The organism is Streptomyces sp. MMCC 100, assembly GCF_041538145.2.
Taxonomy (GTDB): Bacteria; Actinomycetota; Actinomycetes; order Streptomycetales; family Streptomycetaceae; genus Streptomyces.
The window spans coordinates 1,574,644-1,591,892 of the sequence record NZ_JBGORK020000001.1 but is presented as its reverse complement, the minus strand read 5'-3'; the positions used below and the strand labels follow the sequence as shown (position 1 = coordinate 1,591,892).

15 protein-coding genes are annotated in these 17,249 nt (G+C 70.7%); 1 reads left to right on the top strand and 14 read right to left on the bottom strand.

What is annotated here, in order from left to right; genetic code table 11:
• Positions 1-86: 86 nt before the first annotated feature.
• The 4 genes from ABS735_RS07305 to ABS735_RS07290 form a co-directional block, all read right to left on the bottom strand.
• Entirely contained in the window at positions 87-572 is a 486-nt protein-coding gene (locus ABS735_RS07305; protein ID WP_373902045.1) for a GNAT family N-acetyltransferase, read from the bottom strand.
• Positions 569-1,513, bottom strand: a complete 945-nt coding sequence (locus ABS735_RS07300; protein WP_373902044.1) for an RluA family pseudouridine synthase — start codon at positions 1,511-1,513, stop codon at positions 569-571. The genes ABS735_RS07305 and ABS735_RS07300 overlap by 4 nt, the downstream gene beginning before the upstream one ends.
• A 77-nt stretch (positions 1,514-1,590) precedes the next feature.
• Complete coding sequence (gene lspA, locus ABS735_RS07295) at positions 1,591-2,196, bottom strand: signal peptidase II (RefSeq protein ID WP_373902043.1); 606 nt, start codon at positions 2,194-2,196, stop codon at positions 1,591-1,593.
• 68 nt (positions 2,197-2,264) lie between these two features.
• On the bottom strand, positions 2,265-3,074 hold the full coding sequence (locus ABS735_RS07290) for a TraR/DksA family transcriptional regulator (protein WP_373902042.1): 810 nt from the start codon (positions 3,072-3,074) through the stop codon (positions 2,265-2,267).
• A 549-nt stretch (positions 3,075-3,623) separates the two neighbouring features.
• Here ABS735_RS07290 and ileS point away from each other — a divergent pair.
• Positions 3,624-6,770, top strand: coding sequence for an isoleucine--tRNA ligase (gene ileS / locus ABS735_RS07285; protein ID WP_373902041.1), 3,147 nt, complete (start codon positions 3,624-3,626; stop codon positions 6,768-6,770).
• 374 nt (positions 6,771-7,144) lie between these two features.
• Here the strand turns inward: ileS and divIVA are convergent, their stop codons facing one another.
• From divIVA to murD, 10 genes are all read right to left on the bottom strand, one after another.
• Positions 7,145-8,332: an apical growth/hyphal branching protein DivIVA gene (gene divIVA / locus ABS735_RS07280; RefSeq protein WP_373902040.1), complete on the bottom strand. Its 1,188-nt coding sequence runs from the start codon at positions 8,330-8,332 to the stop codon at positions 7,145-7,147.
• Between the two features lie 55 nt (positions 8,333-8,387).
• The gene (locus tag ABS735_RS07275) at positions 8,388-8,672 is read right to left on the bottom strand and encodes a YggT family protein (RefSeq protein WP_007448661.1); all 285 of its coding nucleotides are present in this window, start codon (positions 8,670-8,672) and stop codon (positions 8,388-8,390) included.
• Positions 8,673-8,752: 80 nt separating this feature from the next.
• The gene (locus tag ABS735_RS07270) at positions 8,753-9,394 is read right to left on the bottom strand and encodes a cell division protein SepF (RefSeq protein ID WP_007448662.1); all 642 of its coding nucleotides are present in this window, start codon (positions 9,392-9,394) and stop codon (positions 8,753-8,755) included.
• Between the two features lie 128 nt (positions 9,395-9,522).
• Positions 9,523-10,242: a YggS family pyridoxal phosphate-dependent enzyme gene (locus tag ABS735_RS07265; protein WP_373902039.1), complete on the bottom strand. Its 720-nt coding sequence runs from the start codon at positions 10,240-10,242 to the stop codon at positions 9,523-9,525.
• Between the two features lie 6 nt (positions 10,243-10,248).
• Positions 10,249-10,977, bottom strand: a complete 729-nt coding sequence (gene pgeF, locus ABS735_RS07260) for a peptidoglycan editing factor PgeF (RefSeq protein WP_373902038.1) — start codon at positions 10,975-10,977, stop codon at positions 10,249-10,251.
• Positions 10,974-12,176, bottom strand: coding sequence for a cell division protein FtsZ (gene ftsZ, locus ABS735_RS07255; RefSeq protein WP_373902037.1), 1,203 nt, complete (start codon positions 12,174-12,176; stop codon positions 10,974-10,976). The genes pgeF and ftsZ overlap by 4 nt, the downstream gene beginning before the upstream one ends.
• Before the next feature lie 288 nt (positions 12,177-12,464).
• Complete coding sequence (ftsQ, locus tag ABS735_RS07250) at positions 12,465-13,259, bottom strand: cell division protein FtsQ (protein ID WP_373902036.1); 795 nt, start codon at positions 13,257-13,259, stop codon at positions 12,465-12,467.
• Positions 13,260-13,284: 25 nt separating this feature from the next.
• Complete coding sequence (gene murG, locus ABS735_RS07245) at positions 13,285-14,379, bottom strand: undecaprenyldiphospho-muramoylpentapeptide beta-N-acetylglucosaminyltransferase (protein ID WP_373902035.1); 1,095 nt, start codon at positions 14,377-14,379, stop codon at positions 13,285-13,287.
• A 6-nt stretch (positions 14,380-14,385) separates the two neighbouring features.
• Positions 14,386-15,756 (bottom strand): putative lipid II flippase FtsW, encoded by a 1,371-nt coding sequence (gene ftsW, locus ABS735_RS07240; protein ID WP_373902034.1) that lies wholly within the window; start codon positions 15,754-15,756, stop codon positions 14,386-14,388.
• Between the two features lie 77 nt (positions 15,757-15,833).
• Positions 15,834-17,249: a UDP-N-acetylmuramoyl-L-alanine--D-glutamate ligase gene (gene murD, locus ABS735_RS07235; protein ID WP_373902033.1), complete on the bottom strand. Its 1,416-nt coding sequence runs from the start codon at positions 17,247-17,249 to the stop codon at positions 15,834-15,836.

Genomic DNA, 17,249 nt, shown 5'->3' with positions numbered 1-17,249 from the left:
GTCACCGCTCCGGTGGGTTTCGGCGTTACACGGCGGACCTCAAGCCTGCCACGCCACCGCCCTCACCAGCCCGTTCGGCGCCCCGGCTACAGGGGTCGCCGCATCGCGCGGTGCGGAATCCCGGCGTCCGGGAACTCGGGTCCGTAGGCCTGGTACCCCAAACGTTCGTAAAAACCCAGGGCTTGGGTCTGCGCGTGCAGGTCCACGGCGGTGAGCCCACGCGCGCGTGCCGCGTCCTCGATCGCCCGCACCAGCGCGGCCCCGACGCCGAGACCGCGGGCCGCCGCGGTCACCGCGAGCCGGCCCAGGGAGCCGACGGCCGGATCGCCGTCACCGTTCTTCGCCGCGGCGGCCGCGCCGTGCAGCAGCCGGCCGGTGCCGAGCGGCACGCCGTCCGCCCGGACCGCGAGGAGATGCACGGCTGCGGCGTCGTAGGCGTCGTACTCGATGTCCTCGGGGACCTTCTGCTCGGCGACGAACACGTCCTTGCGCACCGCGAAGCAGGCCTCCCGGTCGGCGGGGTCCTCGGCGACGCGCACCTCGTAGGCCGGGGCCCGGCTCGGGGTGCTCATCCGTAGGTCTCCTCGCGGACCTGGTCGAGGGCCTGCTGGAGGTCCTCGGGGTAGTCGCTGGCGTACTCCACCCACTGGCCGTCGCCGGGGTGCTCGAAGCCGAGGCGTACGGCGTGCAGCCACTGGCGGGTCAGGCGCAGCCGCTTGGCGAGGGTGGGGTCCGCGCCGTAGGTCAGGTCGCCGACGCAGGGGTGGCGGTGGGCGGCCATGTGGACGCGGATCTGGTGGGTGCGGCCGGTCTCCAGCTTCACGTCGAGCAGGGAGGCGGCGCGGAAGGCCTCGATGAGGTCGTAGTGCGTGACGGAGGGCTTGCCCTCGGCGGTGACGGCCCACTTGTAGTCGTGCTGCGGGTGGCGGCCGATGGGGGCGTCGATGGTGCCGCTGGTCGGGTCGGGGTGGCCCTGTACGAGCGTGTGGTAGCGCTTGTCGACCGTGCGCTCCTTGAACTGGCGCTTGAGCGAGGTGTACGCGCGCTCCGACTTGGCCACCGCCATCAGACCGGAGGTGCCGACGTCGAGGCGGTGCACGATGCCCTGGCGCTCGGCGGCGCCGGAGGTGGAGATGCGGTACCCGGCGGCGGCCAGTCCGCCGATGACGGTCGGCCCGTTCCAGCCGGGGGACGGGTGGGCGGCGACGCCGACCGGCTTGACGATCACGACCACGTCGTCGTCGTCGTGCACGATCTCCATGCCCTCGACGGGCTCGGCGACCACCTGCACGGGCGCGGGCGCCTGCGGCATCTCGACCTCGAGCCAGGCACCGCCGTGGACGCGCTCGGACTTGCCGACCACCGATCCGTCGACCTGCACCTTCCCCGCCGCCGCCAGCTCGGCGGCCTTGGTGCGGGAGAAGCCGAACATGCGGGAGATGGCGGCGTCGACGCGCTCGCCCTCCAGGCCGTCGGGCACGGGCAGGGTACGGATCTCGGGAATCGTGCTCACCCGTCGAGTATGCCGGACGGCCCGGACACTCCCGAACGCGCGCCCGGTCCCTGTGGACGGCCGGGCCCCGGTGGAGGTCAGTCCTTGTGGACGGTCCCGTCCGGGTCCAGGCCCCGGAAGGAGAGGATCACGATCAGGATGCCGCCGCAGACGATCGCCGAGTCGGCGAGGTTGAAGACGGCGAAGTGCTTGGGCGCGATGAAGTCCACGACCGCGCCCTCGAAGACGCCGGGCGCGCGGAAGATCCGGTCGGTGAGGTTGCCGAGGGCACCGCCGAGCAGCAGGCCGAGTGCGATCGCCCACGGCAGGCTGTGCAGCTTGCGGGCGAGGCGGGCGATCACGACGATCACGGCCGCGGCGATCACCGTGAAGATGATCGTGAAGGCCTCGCCGAAGCCGAAGGCCGCGCCCGCGTTGCGGATCGCGGCGAACCTCAGCCAGTCGCCGATGATCTCGATCGGCTCGTGGTGTTCCAGCTTCGCCACCACGATCATCTTGCTGACCAGGTCGAGCAGGTACGCGAACACCGCGACCGCGAACAGCACGGCGACCCGACGCTTGCCCCGAGGGCGCTCCGGAGCCTGCTCCTGCTTCCGCTCCTGCTCGGCGTCGGGCCGCTCCCGCCCGTCCCCCGCCGCGTCCGGGGTGTCCGGAGTACCGATGATGCGCTCCGCCTCTGCCACGTGAGTCCCTCAGCCTAGGTCCTTGACTGAGGACGAGGGTACGGCACGCCTCCCGTCCCGGCTGCTGCTCAGTACCGGCGCTCCTGCTTCTGCTTGCACTCGACGCACAGGGTGGCTCGCGGGAAGGCCTGCATCCGCGCCTTGCCGATCGGGTTGCCGCAGTTCTCGCACAGGCCGTAGGTGCCCGCGTCGAGGCGTTCCAGGGCGCGCTCGGTCTGGGTGAGCACGTCGCGCGCGGTGGCGGCCAGCGCCAGTTCGTGCTCGCGCGTGATGTTCTTGGTGCCGGTGTCCGCCTCGTCGTCGCCGGCGCCGTCGCCGGAGTCGCGCATCATGCCCTGGAGCGAGCGCTCCGAGGAGTCGATCTCGGTGCGCAGCCGGTCGGCCTCGGACTGCAGCTCCCCGCGCGCCTCCTCGACCTCTTCCGGCGTCCAGGGTTCCTCGCCGGGGCGTACCGCGAGTTCGCCGGGGTCCGCGGCGGTGCCGCGGGCCTTGGGGACAGCGGTCTTGGCCGCCGTGGCCGTGCCAGGAGTCTTCTTCGCAACCACCGTCGTGGCTCCCGTCTGCTCCGCGGCCTCGGCCGCGCCCGCTTTCTTGGCCGTGCTCTTCTTCGCCGTGCTCTTCTTCGCAGCACTTCCGCTCGCCGCGGTCTTCTTTGCCGTGGTCTTCGTTTCCGTGCTCTTCGTTTCCGTGGTCTTCTTCGCAGGGGTCTTCTTCGCCGCGGTCTTCTTCGCCGCGGTCTTCTTCGCCGCGGTCTTCTTCGCAGGGGTCGTCTTCGCCGGGTTCGTCCTCGCCGCCGCCTTCTTCTCCGGGTCCTGCTCAGCGGCGCTCTCCTCGGCGGCGCTCTGCTTCGCGGCCGTCGTCTTCTTTTTCGCCACCATGGCCGCGGCCCCTTCACATATTGTGATCTTGCGCGCGAATCGTGCTGGGACGATAAATCGACTCCGGTCCCGCGGCAACGGGGCACGCCGCCCGACTCGCCCGCCCACCGTGCACCGCGCGGCGAGCATGAATGCGTTGTGCCCAGCTCCCCGCCCGGTAATCCGCCCGAAGGCCCCCGGCCGGGCCGCCCGGGACCCGTATCTGGGACAGCGGCATTCGGGTCACACGAAATCCGGTCGGCCGCTGTCCGCCCGGCGCCGTACACTGGGCGCAGCGGAAAGCGTGGATGGGGACGAGTAGCGGCGTCAGCAGCCCAGAGCGACCCGGGGACGGTGTGAGCCCGGGGGCGAGCGCGACGTGAAGATCACCCCGGAGCCGCCGGAAGAAAGCCGTGGCAGGACAGCCGCGGCGAGTAGAACCGGCTCGCGACCCCAATGAGGGGGCTCACCGGAGCACACGACGCACCGGCGGGCCAAGGAGGGTGGTACCGCGGGAGCACGGCTCTCGTCCCTCCGACGGAAGGCAGCACGTCCGCCGGAGGAAGCTCGTTGAATACGCAGCCGCAGTACCGCCAGGTGCCCGCCCAGGTCGACCTGCCCGCGCTCGAACACGCGGTGCTCGACTTCTGGCGTGAGCAGAAGATCTTCGCCAAGAGCCTGGAGCAGTCCGAGGGCCGCCCCGAGTGGGTGTTCTACGAGGGCCCGCCCACCGCCAACGGCATGCCCGGTGCCCACCACATCGAGGCGCGCGTCTTCAAGGACGTCTTCCCCCGCTTCCGCACGATGCGCGGCTACCACGTGGGCCGCAAGGCCGGCTGGGACTGCCACGGCCTGCCGGTGGAGCTGGCGGTGGAGAAGGAGCTGGGCTTCTCCGGCAAGCAGGACATCGAGGCGTACGGCATCGCCGAGTTCAACGCGAAGTGCCGCGAGTCGGTGACCCGCCACACCGACGCCTTCGAAGAGCTCACGACCCGGATGGGCTACTGGGCCGACCTCCAGGACCCGTACCGCACGATGGACCCGGAGTACATCGAGTCCGTCTGGTGGTCGCTGAAGGAGATCTTCGACAAGGGCCTGCTGGTCCAGGACCACCGCGTCGCCCCCTGGTGCCCCCGCTGCGGCACCGGCCTGTCCGACCACGAGCTGGCCCAGGGCTACGAGACGGTCGTCGACCCGTCCGTCTACGTCCGCTTCCCGCTGACCTCCGGCCCGCTGGCCGGCGAGGCCGCGCTGGTCGTCTGGACGACGACCCCGTGGACCCTGGTCTCCAACACCGCGGTCGCCGCACACCCCGAGGTCACCTACGTCGTCGCCACGAACGGCGAGGAGAAGCTGGTCGTCGCGGAGCCCCTGGTGGCCAAGGCGCTCGGCGAGGGCTGGGAGACCACCGGGCAGTCCTTCACCGGCGCGGAGATGGAGCGCTGGACGTACCGGCGCCCCTTCGAGCTGGTGGAGTTCCCGGCGCCCGCGCATTATGTGGTGAACGCCGAGTACGTCACCACCGAGGACGGCACCGGCCTCGTCCACCAGTCCCCCGCCTTCGGTGAGGACGACCTCAAGGTCTGCCGCGCGTACGGCCTGCCCGTGGTCAACCCGGTCCGCCCCGACGGCACCTTCGAGGAGGACGTCCCGCTGGTCGGCGGCGTCTTCTTCAAGAAGGCCGACGAGAAGCTGACGGAGGACCTGGACACCCGGGGCCTGCTGTTCAAGCACATCCCCTACGAGCACAGCTACCCGCACTGCTGGCGCTGCCACACGGCCCTGCTCTACTACGCGCAGCCGTCCTGGTACATCCGCACCACCGCCGTCAAGGACCGCCTCCTCCAGGAGAACGAGAAGACCAACTGGTTCCCGGAGGCGGTCAAGCACGGCCGGTACGGAGACTGGCTGAACAACAACATCGACTGGGCGCTCTCCCGCAACCGCTACTGGGGCACCCCGCTGCCGATCTGGCGCTGCGAGGAGGACCACCTCACGGTCGTCGGCTCCCGCACGGAGCTGACCGAGCTGTCCGGCACCGATCAGTCGGCCCTGGACCCGCACCGCCCGTTCATCGACGACGTGACCTTCGCCTGCCCCGAGGACGGGTGCGGCAGGACGGCCACGCGCGTGCCTGAGGTGATCGACGCCTGGTACGACTCGGGTTCGATGCCGTTCGCGCAGTGGGGCTACCCGTACAAGAACAAGGAGCTGTTCGAGAGCCGCTACCCGGCGCAGTTCATCTCCGAGGCCATCGACCAGACCCGGGGCTGGTTCTACACGCTGATGGCGATCGGCACGCTGGTCTTCGACAAGTCGTCCTACGAGAACGTGGTCTGCCTCGGTCACATCCTCGCCGAGGACGGCCGCAAGATGTCCAAGCACCTGGGCAACATCCTGCAGCCGATCCCGCTGATGGACCAGCACGGCGCCGACGCGGTCCGCTGGTTCATGGCGGCCGGCGGTTCGCCCTGGGCGGCCCGCCGGGTCGGCCACGGCACCATCCAGGAGGTCGTCCGCAAGACGCTCCTCACGTACTGGAACACGGTCGCCTTCCAGGCCCTGTACGCCCGCACCTCGGGCTGGGCGCCGAGCGAGGCGGACCCGGCCCCGGCCGACCGCCCGGTCCTGGACCGCTGGCTGCTCTCCGAGCTGCACGCGCTGACCGACCAGGTGACCCAGGCGCTGGACGCGTACGACACCCAGCGCGCCGGCAAGCTGCTGTCCGCGTTCGTCGACGACCTGTCCAACTGGTACGTGCGCCGCTCCCGCCGCCGCTTCTGGCAGGGCGACAAGGCAGCGCTGCGCACCCTGCACGAGGTCGTCGAGACGGTCACCAAGCTGATGGCGCCGCTGACCCCGTTCATCACCGAGCGGGTGTGGCAGGACCTGGTCGTGCCGGTCACCCCGGGAGCCCCGGAGTCGGTCCACCTGTCCTCCTGGCCGGAGGCCGACCTCACGGCGATCGACCCGGAGCTGTCGAAGCAGATGCTCCTGGTCCGCCGCCTGGTCGAGCTGGGCCGCGCCACGCGCGCGGAGTCGGGCGTCAAGACCCGGCAGCCGCTCAGCCGCGCCCTGATCGCCGTGGCGGGCTTCGACGCGCTCTCCCCCGAGCTGCACACGCAGATCACGGAGGAGCTGAACGTCGAGTCCCTCGCCTCGCTGAGCGAGGTCGGCGGCTCCCTGGTCGACACGACCGCGAAGGCCAACTTCCGGGCGCTGGGCAAGCGGTTCGGCAAGCGCGTCCAGGACGTGGCGAAGGCCGTCGCCGGCGCGGACGCCGCCGCGCTGTCCCTCGCGCTGCGCGAGGGCACGGCGTCGGTGGAGGTCGACGGCGAGACGATCACCCTCGCTCCGGACGAGGTGATCATCACGGAGACGCCGCGCGAGGGCTGGTCGGTCGCCTCCGACTCGGGCGCGACGGTGGCGCTCGACCTGGAGCTCACGGAGGAGCTGCGCCGCGCGGGCCTCGCCCGGGACGCGATCCGCCTGATCCAGGAGGCCCGCAAGAACAGCGGCCTCGACGTCGCCGACCGGATCGCCCTGCGCTGGACGTCCACGGACCCGGCGACGATCGCGGCCCTGACCGACCACGCGGGTCTGATCGCCGACGAAGTCCTGGCGACGGACTTCACCCAGGGCGAGGCGGACGACACCTACGGGGCTCCGTTCACGGACGAGGGCCTGTCCTTGGTGTTCCGCCTGCGCAAGCAGTAACCAAGCAACGCCCGGGCCCGGCCTCCCTTCTCTGAGGGGAGGCCGGGCCTTCTTGTCTGCGGGCAGCCGCCGACGCCGCCACAGCTATGGGCAGCCGCCGTCGCTGCGGGCAAGCCGCCGTAGCTGCGGGCAGTCGTGCCGCTGGGGCGGCACGGGTGGGCGGTGGGGGTACCTCCCGCTCGAGCGAAGCCGAGAGTGGGGGAGGCACCCCGCCACGCCGGGCAGCGCACCCCCCGCCTGCACCGACATCGGCACCGGCACCGGCACCGGCACGCAACACAGGGGCGGGCCCCGGGTTCGAAAACCCGGGGCCCGCCCCTGAACGCTGCCGAAGGCAACGCCGTACTACCTACCGGACGTCAGTCCGAAGCAGCTCAGTTGTCGTCCTCGTCGATCAGGAACCCCCGCATCGGCGAAGGCGCCTGCCCCATCGGCGACGGCCCCTGCGGCCGCACCGGTGCCATCGGCTGGGTCATCGCCGGCGACATCTGCTGCTGACCGCCGTAGGACGGACCGGACTGGCTCGGGCCGTTGCCCATCGACTGGTTGCCGCCGTAGGACGGGGCACTCGCGCCGGCCGGTGCCATCGAGGGCGCCGGGGACGGCGGCAGAGAGGCCGTCGCGGGCGTACGCGGCGGGGCGAGCGAGTCGTCCGCCTGGGTCTCCAGCTGACGCAGCTGCGACTCCAGGTACGACTTCAGCCGCGTCCGGTACTCGCGCTCGAAGCCGCGCAGGTCCTCGACCTTGCGCTCCAGCGTGGCGCGGGCGGACTCCAGGGAGCCCATCGCGACGCGGTGCTTCTCCTGCGCGTCCCGCTCCAGGGCGTCCGCCTTGGCACGGGCGTCCCGCTCCAGACCCTCGGCACGCGAACGCGCCTCGCCGACGATCTTGTTGGCCTCGGAACGGGCCTCGGCGATCGCCTGGTCGGCGGTCTGCTGGGCCAGCGAGAGGACGCGGGCGGCGCTGTCGCCACCGGGGCCGCCCTGACCGGGCATGCCGGGACCACCAGGGCCACCGGGCCCCTGCGGGCCGCCCATGGGGCCGCCCATCGGGCCGGGACCCATCTGGCCCTGCATCGGACCCGGGCCCTGGCCCATCGGCCCCGGACCCTGACCCATCGGGCCGGGACCCTGCGGGCCGCCCTGTCCGCCGGGGCCGGCGGGCAGCTGCGGGGCACCGCTCGGCAGCTGGGGCGGACCACCCATGGGGCCACCCATCTGCTGCTGCGGCGGGCCCGATATGCCGGCGGGCACCGGAGCGCCGGGACCTCGCATGCCCTGCTGCGGCATACCGCCCTGCTGCGGGGGATGCCCCTGCTGGTGCTGCGGCGGCTGCTGATCCTGCGGCGGTTCCGGAGGCTTGCGCATGTTCTGCTGGTTCTGCGCGGCCGCACGCGTCGCCGCGGCCAGCTTGGCGCGCAGGTCCTCGTTCTCGCGGAGCAGCCGGGTCAGTTCGGCTTCGACCTCGTCGAGGAAGGCATCGACCTCGTCCTCGTCATAGCCTTCTCGGAGGCGGACGGTCGTGAACTGCTTGTTCCGCACGTCCTCGGGGGTCAACGGCATCTCTTCACCTCAACGTTGTCGTCGGCATTCGGCAAGCCCGTATCTCTCTCATCGATCACAGCCGGCTCACGATCGAGATCAGGATGTAGACGATGATCATCAGTACGAAGAAGGACAGGTCGAGCGCCACGCCCCCGAGACGCAGCGGCGGGATGAACCGCCGCAGAAGCTTCAACGGTGGATCGGTGACAGTGTAGGTGGCCTCAAGAACGACCACCATCGCCTTGCCGGGTTGCCACGAGCGGGCGAACTGGAAGACGTAGTCCATGACCAACCGGAAGATGAGCACGATGAGGAAGCACATCAGCGCGATGTAGACGACATCCAGGACCACGCTCATGACCCTTGCTTCCCTCTCCCCTGAACCATCTCTCGGACCCGTTGTCGGGCCCGTGGCTTGCTCACTGCCGGTGTTGCGTCTCAGCTCTGGTTGAAGAACCCGCCCTCTGCGATGCGGGCCTTGTCCTCCGCCGTGACATCGACGTTAGCAGGAGACAGCAGGAACACCTTCTGCGTCACCCGCTCGATACTGCCGTGAAGACCAAACACCAAACCGGCCGCAAAGTCGACAAGTCGCTTCGCATCTGTGTCATCCATCTCAGTGAGATTCATGATCACCGGAGTGCCCTCACGGAAGTGTTCCCCGATGGTACGGGCCTCGTTGTAGGTCCGGGGGTGAAGCGTGGTGATCCGGTAGGGCTCTCGTTCGGACACGACCTTGGGCATGATGACCGGTGCGCTCTTTTCCAGGCTTGCGCGTTCTTGTGTGATGGACGCCACGGGCGCGATGCGCGCCGGACGACTCGATTCCGCCGCGAGCGAAGCGGAACGGGGCATCGGCTCGCGCTGCGCGGGCGGTTGTACGACTCGTACCTCTTCGTCCCTTTGGGGCTGATGTGAACCATGTGACTGGTGCGCCGGTTCATGGCGCCGGTGATCCCGCTCGGGTTCCGGGTCCAGTTCGGGTTCGAAGTCGTCGTCGGGGTCGAACCCCCTGCCGTCGTACCCATCGTCCTCCACGAGGCCGAGGTAGACCGCCATCTTGCGCATCGCGCCGGCCATGCTCTGAGTCCTCCGCTCTGTGGTGGATCTGCTGACGACTCCAAGTGCCTGCGATCCACGAGGTCGTTGCGTCCGCCTTTCGGCGGTAATGACCATATTTTCTGCTGTGGTCCGACTTCTTGGCGACGTTACCCGAGCCTGGGTCGGACTCCGAGTACCGCAGTGCCGACGCGTACATGTGTCGCCCCGGCGGCCACGGCCTGTTCGAGGTCCGCACTCATCCCCGCGGAGACCATGTTCGCAGCCGGATGAGTTCGGCGCACGTAGGTCGACAAATCCATGAGGTGCTCGAACGCCGCCTGTTGGCGTCCCGCGTACTCGCCGGTGAGCGGGGCCACGGTCATCAGGCCGTCGAACCTCAACCCGTCCGATCCGGCGACCAGGTCGGCCAACTCTTCGATTCCGGCGGGCGAGACCCCGCCACGCTCCCCGCGCCCGCTCTCCCCCGCGTCGAGCGCGACCTGGAGGAGGCAGCCCACCTCGCGACCGGCCCGTACGGCCTCCTTCGACAGAGCCGTGACGAGCCTGGCCCGGTCCACGGACTGCACGACATCCGCGTAACCGACCACGGAACGCACTTTGTTGGTCTGCAGCTGGCCGACGAAATGCCACGAAAGCGGCAGATCCGAGCATGCGGCGGCCTTGGGCGCCGCGTCCTGGTCGCGGTTCTCCGCGACGTGGCGCACGCCGAGTTCGGAGAGAATGCGCACATCGTCCGCCGGGTAGGTCTTGGTGACCACGATGAGGGTCACCTCTTCCCGCGGGCGGCCCGCGGCCGCGCAGGCGGCGGTGATGCGCTCTTCCACTTTCGCCAGGTTCGCGGCGAGTTCCTGCTTACGGTCCGTCATGCCCCATCAGTCCAGCCACACATAGCCCGCGAGCCGCCCGGTGGTGCGGTCGCGTCGGTACGAGAAGTGGTCCTTCGACTCCCGGGTGCACACCGGCGACTGCGCCCGGTCGCGCACCCCGAGGCGCTCGAGCTGCGCGTGCACTCCGGCGCTCACGTCGAGAGCCGGCGTGCCCCAACCGGTGTCGGCGTACGCGGCCGGCTCGACGGCGGCCACTTCGGCGCGCATCTCCTCGGGCACCTCGTAGCACCGGCCGCACACGGCGGGTCCGGTGCGTGCGGTGATCCGGGCGGGGTCCGCGCCGAGTTCGGTCATGGCCCGTACGGCGGCGGGGACGACCCCGGCGACCAGTCCGGGCCGGCCCGCGTGGGCCGCGGCGGCGATGCCGGCGACCGGGTCGGCGAGCAGGACGGGCACGCAGTCGGCGGTGAGGACGGCGAGGGCGAGACCGCGTTCGGCGGTGACCACGGCGTCGACCCGCGGAACCGGCCGCTCCCCCCAGGGTGCGTCCACCACGGCGACGTCGGCCCCGTGCACCTGGTTCATCCAGACCACCCGGGCCGGGTCGACGCCCAGCGACCTGGCCGCCAGCTCCCGGTTGGCCGTGACGGCGCCGGGGTCGTCGCCGACCGCGCCGCCGAGATTGAGCTCCTCGTACGGAACGGCGCTCACTCCGCCCCACCGGTCGGTGAAGCCGAAGTGCGCGCCGTTCACGGTGTCGCGCTGTCCTATCACTTCAGGAAGTCCGGCACGTCCAGTTCCTCGGCGGCGCTGTCCGAGTAGGTGCGGGACGGCGGGACCGGCGGCGGGGAGACCGGCGGCAGGTCGCTCACCGGCTCCGGCGCGGGGGCCGGCTCCGGCTCCTCCTTCGGCTTGACGCTGCCGAGCGAGCCGAAGGACGGGCGGCTCTCGGACGGCCGGGCCGGGGTGGGCTCCTCGCGCTTGGCCGAGGAGGACCCGAGGACGTTGTCCCGCTTGGACGGCGGCTGGCCCCCGTCGAAGCCGGCCGCGATCACGGTGACCCGCACCTCGTCGCCGAGGGCGTCGTCGATGACCGCGCCGAAGATGATGTTGGCCTCGGGGTGGGCGGCCTCGCTGACCAGCTGGGCGGCCTCGTTGATCTCGAAGAGGCCGAGGTCGGAGCCGCCGGAGATGGAGAGCAGCACGCCCCGGGCGCCGTCGATGGACGCCTCGAGCAGCGGGGAGGAGATCGCCATCTCGGCCGCGGCCACCGCGCGGTCGTCGCCGCGGGCGGAGCCGATGCCCATGAGCGCCGAACCGGCCTCGGACATGACCGACTTCACGTCGGCGAAGTCGAGGTTGATCAGGCCGGGGGTGGTGATGAGGTCGGTGATGCCCTGGACACCGGACAGCAGCACCTGGTCGGCGGACTTGAACGCGTCGAGCACGCTGACCTGGCGGTCCGAGATGGACAGCAGCCGGTCGTTGGGGATGACGATGAGGGTGTCGACCTCTTCGCGGAGCTCGGCGATGCCGTCCTCGGCCTGGTTGGCCCGGCGCCGTCCCTCGAAGGTGAACGGGCGGGTGACCACGCCGATGGTGAGGGCGCCCAGCGAGCGGGCGATGTTGGCCACGACGGGCGCGCCGCCGGTGCCGGTGCCGCCGCCTTCACCGGCTGTCACGAAGACCATGTCGGCCCCCTTGAGGACCTCCTCGATCTCCTCGCGGTGGTCCTCGGCGGCCTTGCGGCCGACGGCCGGGTTGGCTCCGGCGCCGAGTCCGCGGGTGAGTTCGCGGCCGACGTCGAGCTTGACGTCGGCGTCGCTCATCAACAGCGCCTGCGCGTCGGTGTTGATGGCGATGAACTCGACGCCCTTGAGACCGACCTCGATCATCCGGTTGATGGCATTGACACCACCGCCGCCGACACCGATGACTTTGATGACTGCGAGGTAGTTCTGCGGTGCTGCCACGTCGAAGGCCTCTCGCCTCGAGTTACGTGTCGTCCGGCCGCCGAAGCACTGATGCCCCCGCGACCCGACGACTGATGCCGATTGGGACGGTCCGTAGCGCCGACCCGAACCCTAACGCTGAAGTTTAGGGTTACCAGTGTGTCTGTTCCTTGGACTCTTCCGAACAGGACACTAAGTCGACAAGTGGCGCACGTTCAACGAACACGCCGAACCTCCCGTTTTTCTTTTCACCCTATGTGATCAGCCGTAGCGCTGCCCAACCAGGGTGCTGGCCTGCACGTATACCCGTCAACTCCCGGATGACGCCGGGGCGGTGGGAACACTTACGTCGAAGTGCCGCGCCTCGGGCGTCGCTTTCATGAGCGCGGTGAGCGCGCGGGCTTTGCGCACACCCTGCTCACCGCTCCCCCACGACACGGTCCGCTCGCCGCTCAACTCCAGTGAGATGTCGTCGTAGGAACGGACCTTGACGAGCCGTGTGTTCCGGGCGACCTTGTCCGGGAGCCGGCCGGCCACCCGTACCGCCTCGCGCACCAGGCGGTCGTCGTCGAAGCGGCGCAGGCTCGCAGCGGCGGATCCGGAACGGGCCGGTTCCAATTCCAGCTCGGGCACGTCTTTCGGAGCGCGGGAAACCGTGGCGAAACGGACGCCTTCATCGTCCACTTCCACGAACTTTCCGCCCTTTTGCACAATCAGGACCGCAGTACGCTCCGTCACTTTCAGCCCGATTCCGTGCGGCCAGGAACGCTCCGCCTCGACCTCGTCAATGCGCGGCAATTTCCGGCGCAGTCGGGCCTCGACCGCTTCCGTGTCGACCGAGACCAGCGGGTCCCCGACCGGCACGTCGGCGGCCTCGCGCACCTGCGCGGGCGTCAGGACGCGGGTTCCCGAGACCGACACGTCTTCGAGGCGCGTCCAGTTGGAGCCGTAGAGCACCCAGACGGTTCCGCCCGCGACGAGCACGAGCGCGACGACAAGGATGATGATCGTACGAAGACGGGGTGGGCGGAACCGGCGCGCCCGGGGCGGGCCGGACGACTCCTGCTGGCGTGCACCGCGCTCGGCGGTGGTCGGTCCGGCCACGCTCCCTGCCTTCCGTCAGACGTGTCTAGCGGTGCGCACGGGCGGCGATCGCCTCGTACACCATGCCGACGAGGAGGTCGTCGGCGTCCCGGCGGCCGAACTCGGCGGCGGCGCGGGACATCTCGTACAGCCGGTGCGGGTCGGCGAGCACGGGCAGGACGTTCTGCTGGAGCCACTCGGGCGTGAGTTCCGCGTCGTCGACCAGCAGTCCGCCGCCGGCCTTGACCACCGGCTGGGCGTTGAGCCGCTGCTCGCCGTTGCCGATGGGCAGCGGGACGTAGGCGGCCGGGAGCCCGACGGCGGAGAGTTCGGCGACGGTCATCGCGCCCGCGCGGCAGAGCATCATGTCGGCCGCGGCGTACGCGAGGTCCATCCGGTCCAGATAACTTACCGGGATGTACGGGGGCATCCCGGGCATCTGGTGGACCTGCGGCAGTTCGTTCTTGGGCCCGACCGCGTGCAGGATCTGGATCCCGGCCTGCTGGAGCCAGGGGGCGACCTGCTGGATCACCTCGTTGAGCCGGCGGGCGCCCTGCGAGCCACCGGTCACCAGCAGCGTCGGCAGGTTGGGGTCGAGCCCGAACATCGCGCGGGCCTCGGGGCGCGCGGCGGCGCGGTCGAGGGTGGCGATGGAGCGGCGCAGCGGGATGCCGATGTAGCGGGAGTTGCGCAGCTTGCTGTCGGGAGTGGAGACGGCGACCTGGGCGGCGTAGCGCGAGCCGATCTTGTTGGCCAGGCCGGGGCGCGCGTTGGCCTCGTGGACGACGATCGGCACGCCGAGCCGCTTGGCCGCGAGGTAGGCGGGCAGCGCCACGTAGCCGCCGAAGCCGGCCACGGCGTCCGCCTTGGTGCGCTCCAGGATCTGCTCGGCAGCCTTGATGGTGCCGCGCAGCCGGCCCGGGACGGTGATCAGCTCGGGGGTGGGCTTGCGCGGCAGCGGTACGGCCGGGATCAGCGCCAGCTCGTAACCCCGCTCGGGCACCAGGCGGGTCTCCAGGCCACGTTCCGTGCCCAGGGCCGTGATCCCCACGGTCGGATCCTGCCTGCGCAGGGCGTCCGCGAGGGCGAGCGCGGGCTCGATGTGGCCCGCGGTTCCTCCGCCGGCGAGTACGACATGCACCGAAATTCACCGCTCTCCGGACGTACGCGCCGCCGAGGCGCGCCGTCGCATCGTGTTCCAACTCCCAGGGCTCCGCTTGGCCGCGGGTCCCCTGGCTCCCCGCTTTCTACCAAAGCGAGGTTGCCGCAACGCAAGCGCCGCCCGCGCACCGGGTTCGTCACGCGCGAAGGCGATCAGCAGACCGATGGCGAACATGGTCGGCAACAGGGCGGAACCCCCGTAGGAGAACAGCGGGAGCGGGACACCGGCGATCGGCAGCAGCCCGAGGACCGCACCGATGTTGATCACGGCCTGGGCCGTGATCCAGGTGGTCACGCCTCCCGCGGCATACCTCACGAAGGGGTCCTCCGTGCGTCCGGCCACGCGGATACCCGCATAGCCTAGAGCCGCGAACAGGGCGAGCACCGACAGTGTCCCCGCCAGGCCCAGTTCCTCACCGGTGACGGCGAAGATGAAGTCGGTGTGCGCTTCGGGGAGTTGGCCCCATTTCTCCACACTGGCACCGAGCCCGGAACCGAACAGTCCGCCCGAGGCGAGGGCGTAGATTCCGTGCACGGCCTGCCAGCAGGAGTCGCCCGGTCCCGGGTCGGTGGCGCCCAGGCAGTTGAGCCGGGCCATACGGTTGGGGCTGGTCTTGATGAGGACGAAGCCGAGCAGCACCGCGATGGACAGCACGCCCGCGAACAGCCGGGTGGGCGCGCCGGCCAGCCACAGCAGGCCGAACAGGATCGCCGTCAGGATGATCGCGGTCCCCATGTCGCCGCCGATCATGATGAGCCCGAGCAGCATGAACGCGGCCGGCACCAGGGGCACCAGCATGTGCTTCCACTGCGTCAGCAGCTTCTTGTCCTGCTTGCGGGCGAGCAGGTCCGCGCCCCACAGCACCAGGGCCAGCTTGCCGAACTCGCTGGGCTGGATCTGGAAGGAGCCGCCCAGCGCGATCCAGTTCTGGTTGCCGTTGACCGCGACTCCTATCCCCGGCACCTGGACCAGGATCATCAGGAAGACGGCGCCGGCGAGGATCGGGTAGGCCAGCGCCCGGTGCAGCTTGACCGGCATGCGCATCGCGGCCACCAGGAGACCGGCCCCGATCAGGGCGGCCATGGCCTGCTTGCGGAAGAAGTACGAGCCGGGCAGCGACAGCTGGAGCGCGGTGATCTGGGAGGCCGAGTAGACCATCACCAGGCCGAGCACGGTGATCAGCGCGCTGCCGCCGCAGATCAGGTAGTACGCGGTCAGCGGCCGGTCCCAGGCGCGGCGCAGGCGCAGATACAGGCGGAGCACCGGGTTCTCGTGCTGCGGCCCCGGCGCGGCCGGTCGCTTGACGGCCCGCTGTACGGGCGGTCGTCCGGTGCGGCTCTGGGGACTACCGGGCATCACGGCCTCCGCTGTACGTCGGCATGGACCGTCCCACGCGTCCTCCCGAGTTCACCCGGCGGCAGGAGGCGGCCGGGTCAGGCGCCGAGTTCGCGAACGGCCTGCGCGAACGCGTCACCGCGCTGGTTGTAGTTGGTGAACATGTCCATGGAGGCACAGGCCGGGGCCAGCAGCACCGTGTCACCGGGCCGGGCGAGCCGCCGCGCCTCCTGGACGGCCTGGAGCATCGCACCAGTGTCGGTCCGGTCGAGGTCGACCACGGGTACTTCGGGGGCGTGTCGCGCCAGGGCTTCGCGGATCAGGGCGCGGTCGGCGCCGATGAGGACGGCGCCGCGCAGCCGCTTCGCCGCGCCCGCGACCAGTGCGTCGAAGGTCGCGCCCTTGGCCAGCCCGCCGGCGATCCACACGATCGACTCGTAGGCCGCCAAGGAGGCTTCGGTGGCGTGGGTGTTGGTGGCCTTGGAGTCGTCCACGTACGCGACGCCGTCCACGTCGGCGACGTGCGCGATGCGGTGGGCGTCCGGCGTGAAGGCACGCAGTCCGTCCCGTACGGCGGCGGCGGAGACACCGAAGGCGCGGGCGAGGCCCGCGGCGGCAAGGGCGTTGGCGATGTTGTGCGGGGCCGGCGGGTTGACGTCCGAGACCTCGGCGAGTTCCTGGGCGTTCTTCTGCCGGTCCTCGACGAAGGCGCGGTCGACCAGGAGGCCCTCCACGACGCCGAGTTGGGAGGGTCCGGGCGTGCCCAGGGTGAAGCCGACCGCCCGGCAGCCGTCCTCGACGTCGGCGGCGCGGACCAGGTCCTCGGTCGCCTTGTCCGCGACGTTGTAGACGCAGGCGATCCGATTGCCCTCGTAGATCCGGCCCTTGTCGGCCGCGTATGCCTCCATGGAGCCGTGCCAGTCGAGGTGGTCCGGGGCGAGGTTGAGCACGGCGGCCGAGTGGGCGCGCAGGGAGGGCGCCCAGTGCAGCTGGTAGCTGGACAGCTCCACGGCGAGGACGTCGTACTCCTCCTCGCCCGTGACCGCGTCCAGCAGGGAGACGCCGATGTTGCCGACGGCGGCGGTGCGCAGACCGGCCGCCTTCAGGATCGAGGCGAGCATCTGGACGGTGGTGGTCTTGCCGTTGGTGCCGGTGACGGCGAGCCAGGGCGCGGCCTTTCTGCCGTCCAGGCCGCGCAGGCGCCAGGCCAGCTCCACGTCGCCCCAGACCGGGACGCCGGCCTGTCCGGCCGCCGTGAACAGGGGCTTGGTGGGCTTCCAGCCGGGTGCGGTGACGATCAGCTCGGTGCCTTCGGGCAGCGTGTCCCCGTCGCCGAGGCGCACGGTGACACCGAGCGACTCCAGCTCCGCCGCCTGCGCGCGCGCCCGTTCGTCGGCGCCGTCGTTGACGACGGTGACGTGCGCGCCGAGTCCGTGCAGGACCTTGGCCGCCGGGACGCCGGAGACGCCGAGTCCGGCGACGGTGACGTGCTTGCCGGTGAATTCCGAAGGCAC